Annotated in this window: 7 protein-coding genes; 3 read left to right on the top strand and 4 right to left on the bottom strand. The window is 59.9% G+C overall.

The annotated features are described in order from the left end of the window. The 4 genes from ACTU46_RS15345 to ACTU46_RS15330 form a co-directional block, all read right to left on the bottom strand. The coding region (locus ACTU46_RS15345) for a hypothetical protein (RefSeq protein ID WP_443383502.1) at positions 1-660 on the bottom strand (660 nt) is incomplete at its 3' end. Positions 661-1,134: 474 nt separating this feature from the next. Further along, the gene (locus ACTU46_RS15340) at positions 1,135-1,524 is read right to left on the bottom strand and encodes a hypothetical protein (protein WP_443383499.1); all 390 of its coding nucleotides are present in this window, start codon (positions 1,522-1,524) and stop codon (positions 1,135-1,137) included. Between the two features lie 182 nt (positions 1,525-1,706). Next, a complete protein-coding gene (locus tag ACTU46_RS15335) occupies positions 1,707-2,696 on the bottom strand; it encodes a hypothetical protein (RefSeq protein ID WP_443383496.1) in 990 nt (329 codons plus the stop codon). A gap of 42 nt (positions 2,697-2,738) precedes the next feature. Continuing rightward, positions 2,739-3,281, bottom strand: coding sequence for a helix-turn-helix domain-containing protein (locus ACTU46_RS15330; protein ID WP_443383493.1), 543 nt, complete (start codon positions 3,279-3,281; stop codon positions 2,739-2,741). A gap of 151 nt (positions 3,282-3,432) precedes the next feature. On the opposite strand from ACTU46_RS15330, the gene ACTU46_RS15325 reads away from it, so the two are divergent. From ACTU46_RS15325 to ACTU46_RS15315, 3 genes are read left to right on the top strand one after another with little or no spacing between them, the layout of a single operon-like run. Beyond that, entirely contained in the window at positions 3,433-4,599 is a 1,167-nt protein-coding gene (locus ACTU46_RS15325) for a hypothetical protein (protein ID WP_443383490.1), read from the top strand. Positions 4,600-4,609: 10 nt separating this feature from the next. Next, positions 4,610-5,245, top strand: coding sequence for a hypothetical protein (locus ACTU46_RS15320; protein WP_443383487.1), 636 nt, complete (start codon positions 4,610-4,612; stop codon positions 5,243-5,245). 5 nt (positions 5,246-5,250) lie between these two features. Beyond that, positions 5,251-7,128, top strand: a complete 1,878-nt coding sequence (locus ACTU46_RS15315) for a cutinase family protein (RefSeq protein ID WP_443383484.1) — start codon at positions 5,251-5,253, stop codon at positions 7,126-7,128. Positions 7,129-7,144: the final 16 nt, after the last annotated feature.

Here is a 7,144-nt window from a genome sequence, read left to right as displayed (position 1 = left end):
GTGCCCTCCTACGCGATGAGTAATGAGGAGCCCGCCTTCTTCTAGAAGCCGGCGGATGGTGCGGACACGCTGCTTGGCAGTGGTGGGCGCCAGGGTGCAGCCGTGCTCGGCGATGGCGAGTTGGGCGATGGTCTCATGGGAGGCGGTGAGGTTGTGCCCGAAGGCGTTGACCAGGGTCAGCATTGTCTCCAGCAAGGCGTGGAGGTTTGAGTCGCTGATGGCGTGCCCCGGCCCGGAGAGCTCTTGGTTGAGATAGTCGTGGGCATGTTTTAGCCAGGGGCGCTTCCCGCTCCAGATCCCTCGTTGTGCTTCTGGATCAACAGGCCTAGACCAGGCGGTCTTGGAGGGCTGTGCGCGGTTGAGCCGGGAGATATGGGGAAGGGTTGATGCCAGGCCCTCACGTAGCTCATCGATCAGCTGCGGTGTGAATAGCGCCAGCTCATCGACTGCGGCGACATAGTCGGTGGGCAGCTCTGGGATGGCGCTCCTCCAGGCCGCGAGCTGCCCACGCGCGGAGTACGCCGATAGCGCGGTGCGAGCGGCGTTGCGAGCAGCCAGCAGGCTGTATGCGATCTGATTCGCTTCGCTCACTCCGACCTGAGGTTCCTCTGGAACCGGCGGTCGGTTCGGCACCTCTGAGAGCATGTCGAGAATCGACATGCCCAGGCGCTCTCCGACCTTAAAGCGTCGTAGTGGCCGCCTCTTTACAGTGTTGTGACCAGCATGTTTAATTGAAAAACCCAGGCTAGGGCCCTCATCACTTGCGGACAGTAGATGGGTGCGACTAACCTGGGAGACGTCGCTTAGCAAAGACGCTCCCTTTAATTGGGGGGAATCCTTTTAGAAGAAGCTGGTAACTTCTTCGCCTCACAGCCCCGGACTCGCCATCCGGGGCCTTTTTTGTCTTAAATACCTGACGTCCGGCCAAGGGCGGAGGTACTGACACCCACCCAGCAGCGGGGTGGGTCACAAAAAGAATCCCTATATGAAGTTTGCAGTGTGTATGTGGTGTGAAGCTTTGGTCCTAGACCTCCTAGATAAATGGCATTCCAACCCCTGATTCTTCCATATGTGACCTCAAAACGCCGCAGGCGGTCCGGGTGATCGGCTCGCACTTAAAAAGTTTACATTAAATTATTGCAAAGAGCCCAAAGCGTCTATGCGGGCATTCGGACCCATGGTTACGGCACTTCGGAGCCCCTGTGCATACCCGTCTACGGTATCGGGCGTGTGCTCGACGCCGTTAATGAGAACATTGAAGCTTCGGGGCTCTACCTCTATTACGCCTATTGGAGTGTCCCAGCTGCGCTTTTGTGGGGTTTGGGTGTGTACCGCCGTACATGCGGCGATGAGGGAGAGGTAGACCTCTTCTAGGTCGTGGAGGCTCATTGGCTCGCCGTCCAGGAAAGCAAGGTTTACCTCAGGGTAAACCATAAGTTGGGAGAAGTCCGCACAAAACTGTGGTTGAATGCTTTCGAGCTGCTCAATCGGGAGCGTCGAGAAAGTTGCTGCTGCAAGTGTCATGATTCCAGGGGGGTCGACTACGGGGGGTAGCAGCTTCCCGAATCCACCCGAATTTCCCCGGCCTTCCGAGGGGGGTGTGTCGTACCCGTACTGATACTCGCAGAGCGCCGGACAGTACGGAGCGGCCGTTCAGAGGTCACTTTATCACTGCGCTCTGAGCCATGGGTATGACTCGCCCTAATCTATTCGGGTGATAGCTTGAAGCGGCCGAACACGGCGGTCGAGCCATCAACTTCGATAGGCAGTAGCTCAAAGTCGATGCGTTGTCCTTCTGTGCCGCTCGCAAACAGATTGTGTACAGGGACCCGATCCTGAGCACACAGATGGAGTAGCGACATGATCATGTCGATCTGATCTTGATCATTAGTGGCATCCCGAATATTGCGAATGTCGACGAGGTGTGACGGGTACGGGTCGTAGCTGTGGAGGAGATTTCCCGTGGTGGGATCAATGATCGCTCGGTAGATGTTTGGCTGATGCTCGGCTGCTGCGACCTGATTTGCTAAGTCGAATGGATTGGGAGATTGTCCGCTTCCGGGTTCGTAGGAGCCAACCTGTCGAGTGATCCCTCGAAGGATAATTTCACCGTTTTCCTGTTCAACAAAACGGCAGGAGTAGTGAATGACTCGCCACGTTCCATCATCGCAGAGCACCGTTTCGGAGGCTTGGTGAGTAACTCCTGGCCGCTTGTCTATCAGCTTGCGGATTGCCACCGGATCGTTGCCGACAAGGCGCTCGAATGCTTCATGGATGGGGCGAGACTTACCCGGTCCCCTTTCCTGCTCTGGCGTGCGGTAGATGTCGCTCAGCTCTGGTGAGCCACTGGCTTCGCCGGTGCTCGCATTGAAATGCCACGCGCCGCAAGCGGGATGGGCTTTGACAGGAGTTGAGGAGTCACTGTAGTGGACCAGGACGCCCTGCGTGTGTCCAGCCCAGTCACTGAGTGGGATGAAGATATAGCGCGTCTCGCCTTGGGTGAAATCTTTTCGCGAGGTTGCGCCATCCTTGATTGATTCAATGGCGCTGGCGACCACCGCTCTATGGGTCGCGGACTTGATTACTGCATCTAGGGGAACGAATCCTTTTGCTGTGCCAGCACGTCCGATAACAGTCGGCTGATTTTCATGGCCAAAAAATTCGATCAGGAGCCATTCGGTAGATCTGCGGGACATAGGAGGCATCTTAAATAACCTCGGTGTAAGTACCAATTGCGCTCATAGATCTGCCCAGGGGGAAAGATACTGCCGGGTCTCATCGTTGATGCGATTTAGGGAGGTGTGTCCAAAAAGGTGAATCCGACGATTGACCCACGATCGGCGTAACTGGTTGACGTCAGTCTTATAGGGCGCGGCGAGTGCTTCTAGATGCTCGGGCTTAGGCATCGAGATGGCGGCTTCTAGCGTTTGGATCTGACTGGTTTTTATTCCCGCTAGTTCAGCGGCCTGGGCACCGTGCAGGCCCTGGATGATTCGCAGGTCCACGAGATCTGCGGTCGCGTATGTCTTTCCAGCAAGGTCCAGAACCGCGACGTCTAAGGCCTCAGCCAAGGATGGAACGTGTTGTGGGGCGGGTTTGCTGCGGCCTGACACCCAATGGGAGACCACACTTTTCGTGACCATGCAGTGGACTGCGATCTCGGACTGGGTCTTTCCTGACCGCTTTAAAAGGTCGAGGAAGATGCCGCGATCGAAGCTCTCCATTCTGCCGAGGGCCATGCGTGTCCTTTGTGGGTGCGAAGTGAGGATCATTGTCGCCATTTACCTTAATTCCTTTTCTCCATAGCAAGACCGATCGCACAAAGTCGGTGAGTTTGTAATCATGGGTGCGCTTGCTTGTATTCTGGTTTATAGTAAACCATGTGGTCAACATTTGGCCTGTTTTCAATTCCAGTGACAATGAGGAGCGCATGTGAAACCGACAAGCAACCTGGTGCGTGGGGTGATCCCAGCTGTCATGGCAGCAGCAGTGGTCTCTGCCGCGACCGGCCAAGCGTGGGCCGCCCCCGCGCAGCCAGGCACAGTGAAGGAATCCGCGGAGAAGCCTGCCGCGCAGCCAGGCACGGTGAAGGTCACGGACACCACCCCTGAACCGAAGAATGAAAAGCCCGCGCCTGAGCCAGTCGTTGAAAAAGTAGTAGAAGTACCGGCAGCCACGGACACCACCCCTGCACCGGTCGTTGAAGAATCTGCACCGGTGTCTGTACGAGAGGCAGCTCCAGCACCGGTCTATGAAGAGGTCTCCGCACCGGCAGTTTCCATCCCTGTCGAGCCTGTCCGTGCCCCGGTAGAGGCACCGAGTTTTACACCGGTGCGTAGCGAAGCCGACACTGCTGAGGTCACCTCAGTCCGTGAACGTCAGGAGGACTCGACCGTACTGGAGCCAGCCCTCCACCCAGTGGCACAGGAATCTGACCTGGATGATGCGGAAGAGCTTCCCTCCCCGGCACTCGATGATGCGGTCCGTCCGGAGGATGAGGATGAGGATGAGGAGGATCTGTCGGATAACGACGAGGACGACGAGGACGACTCCGCGGAGGCTCCTGCTCCTGTGTCGGACCCTGCACCGGTTGCCCCGGCACCGATCATCACAGAGACCGCTCCGGCCTCTCAGGGCCCCGCGCCGACGGCCTTCTCTGGCGGTGCAGAGCTCCAGGGTGACAACTCTGGTGTGGGAGTGGGACTCGATACCACGGCGTACTCCACGACTGTGAGTGCTGAGGTCGTGGGGTTTGGACAGGAAGGCAGTGGGCAGATTGAGACCACCGCCATCGATGATCAGACCGTCGAGATCGCCGTCAACGATTTTGCTCCGATCTCGATCCAGACGACAGTGACGGATCAGTCCGCATCTGTCACGGTCAACGACTCTGCCCCCCTGACCGTCGATATTCCGCAGGTCGACGTGCCGACAGAGGTGATCGCGTCCGTGGATCAGGCGGCTGCTGATGTGACTGTTGCGGCCGATCAGTTCGCTGCGTCTGCAAATGAGTTCGCGGCGTCAATCCCCGACGCCGGGGATATTGAAGCCCAGCTCCCGGCCGGCCTGACCGCAGCGGCCTGGTACCAGGCCCAGTAAGGAGTTTGTCATGGCTGAGGACTGGTTCGATGCAGTGAGCCAGCCTCCAGCCCCTGAGCGCGTGGATGCGTCCAGGGAGCCGGAGGCGCCGGATAACGGCGGAGGTGCCACTGAAGAGAAAAAGGGACGGACACCAGCCTGGATGACCGTGGCAGGAGCACTAGGCCTGGTCATCGTTGGAGCCGGGGCGGTGGCCTACCTGGTCAATGACACCAATGCGGCGGTGGAAACCGAGACTCTAGACACTGCACCCGAAGTTGTCGACCACAACTCGGTGATTGGGGTCGCCGGAGAGTGTGAGCCTGAAGACGGCGAAGTCGAGATTGCGGCAGATGATGCCACAGTCCGAGGGGCCGTGGCGCAGTGGCAGGAGGCGTACTATGCCCGCGACGTCGAGACCCTGGAAGGGGCGATCGCCCCTGATTCGTGGCTGCTGGAGAGTGACTGGGCGAGCGTCCTGGACGAAGCCGCCCCGGAGGGCACCACCTGGTGCGCAGTGATGTCACCGACGACCGGAGAGTCCGTGGACGTCGATGTCATGGTGACGTTCCCCGATGGAGCCTCAGAAACATACCCCCAGACCGTATACGGAGTTTATGACGGTGAGCATTGGCTCATCGATGACATCACTTCACGAGAGGATTAAGCGCGATGAAACGGACAGTAATGCTGTCGACGCTCAGTGCGATCACCGCACTAGGGCTGGCCACCGCACCTAGCGCGGTGGCGACGACCACCCAGAAAACCGAGGAACATCAGTGCGCGGCTGTGCACCTGGTGCTGGTGAACGGAACGTTTGATAGTGCCCCGGGCCTCGATCAGTCCGCTGACAGTGGCTTTTATGCCGGAGTGGCAGTGCCCGCGCTCCAGCGTGCCAACGAAGGAACCATCAGGGACAAATCCGCCGGAATCCAGGCCCCCGAGGTAGAGGGGCTGGAGCCTGAGCTGCTGGACTCTGAGGGCCCAGCGACTGGCGGGATTGACTCAGAGTCCCTGTGGGAATCAGCCCCTACCGAGAGCAACGATGCGTGGGGTCCGGTGCCGACACCGTCAGCCCCGAGCGCCGCGGAGTCCGGGATGGGGGACGCCGCCTGGCCAGTCTCGACCACTGCGCCAGATGTCGTGGAAGGAACGACCATGGCTGCGCCGACCACGAGTGTTAGCTCTCAATGGCCGGGTGAGGAAAAGGACCAAGCCGAAAAGTCGGAGGACTCTATCCAGCGTTTGGCCCGCACCTACATTTCCTACCCAGCGTCTGCCGGTGGGGCATATATCCCGGGCGTGCATAAGCCGCCGAACGCGGATAGCACCTCCTACGCCGACTCGATGGCTACCGGTGTGGAAAGCACGAAGCAGGTGCTGTCACAGATTGCAGCGGAGTGCCCGACGACCAAGCCGTTTCTCAGCGGCTACTCCCAGGGGGCGCAGGTGGTCTCCACCGTACTGCGGGACATCGGAGCTGGCAGCGGCCCGATCGCTCCCAGCAAAATTGCCGGCGGCGTCCTGCTCTCGGATCCCACCCGTGCGACCAACGCGCCACTGATTGCGGCTGGTGGAGTCAGCCCTGAACCAGCACCGGGCACCCGGGGGACGGCTGTTCGCGCACTGGGTGCGCTAGGAACGAAGGAGATTGTGGAGGGGGGCGGTATCGCCTTCGATGAGTCGGTCGCAGAAGCCACCGGATTTGGTGCGCTCAATGGCCGAGTCGCCTCCTACTGCCTGACCGGAGATCTCGTGTGTGCGATGCCAGGCCAGTCTCCGCTTCCGAAGCTGGTTACCTCGGTGGCAGAGGAGATCAATCTCACCGATCCGATCGGGTCACTGCGAGCAGTCGCTGAGAGCCTCGGCCCAGCTGTCGTGCTTGGCGGAGTGGAGACAGTCGCAGACGACCTCAGCTTTGGCGAGGACGGTTTTGAAATTAGCCGGGCCTCGAACACCAATGACACGCTGCTGGGGCGCATTGCGACAGAGGCTCAGGCTGAGCGTGAGCCAGGGGAGATGGAGCAGCGTCTGCTGTCCAGCGCCGCAGAGATCGGCGGGATGGCGCTGGGTGCAGGCATCACGATCGCACGCAAGACTCTGACCCCGGAAAACCTTGCACTGATCGCTGCTGCCGGGGTGGCCGGCCCCCAGGCTGCGGCGGCTGTGGCGGTCGGAAAGCTCGCAGAAACCAGCTTTGAGCTGATCACACCCGATCTTGCGGGTGGGGCAACCCGCCGAGTCCTGGACGAGGTCCAGGCCGCTGGACTCGATGAGCAGGCACTAGCCGGCATTGCGACCGACACGGCACAGTGGAACGCGCACGCGAGCTACGGCTCGGCTCCAGTAACCCCCGATGGTCGAACGGCGATGGAAGCGACCACTGACTATGCGGTCGCACTGGCCGCAGATGCCGTGTCTGGAACCGACCAGTCAATGCCTCGTGAGCGGGTGTCGACCACGCAGGGCACGGCCCGAGAGGCCAGCTTCAATCAGCAAGCGGCCAGCAATGCGATGGCCGAAATCCTGGAGGTGGCACAGCAGTCATGATCGTCGTTGCTAGCAC

The organism is Corynebacterium sp. A21, assembly GCF_052266655.1.
GTDB lineage: Bacteria > Actinomycetota > Actinomycetes > Mycobacteriales > Mycobacteriaceae > Corynebacterium.
This window is presented reverse-complemented; position numbering and strand designations above follow the sequence as displayed.

What these genes read in the sequence shown, in the direction of transcription:
- ACTU46_RS15340 (WP_443383499.1), bottom strand. Translation starts at nt 1,524, where the DNA reads ATGACACTTGCAGCAGCAACTTTCTCGACGCTCCCGATTGAGCAGCTC.
- ACTU46_RS15335 (WP_443383496.1), bottom strand. Translation starts at nt 2,696, where the DNA reads ATGTCCCGCAGATCTACCGAATGGCTCCTGATCGAATTTTTTGGCCAT.
- ACTU46_RS15330 (WP_443383493.1), bottom strand. Translation starts at nt 3,281, where the DNA reads ATGGCGACAATGATCCTCACTTCGCACCCACAAAGGACACGCATGGCC.
- ACTU46_RS15320 (WP_443383487.1), top strand. Translation starts at nt 4,610, where the DNA reads ATGGCTGAGGACTGGTTCGATGCAGTGAGCCAGCCTCCAGCCCCTGAG.
- ACTU46_RS15315 (WP_443383484.1), top strand. Translation starts at nt 5,251, where the DNA reads ATGAAACGGACAGTAATGCTGTCGACGCTCAGTGCGATCACCGCACTA.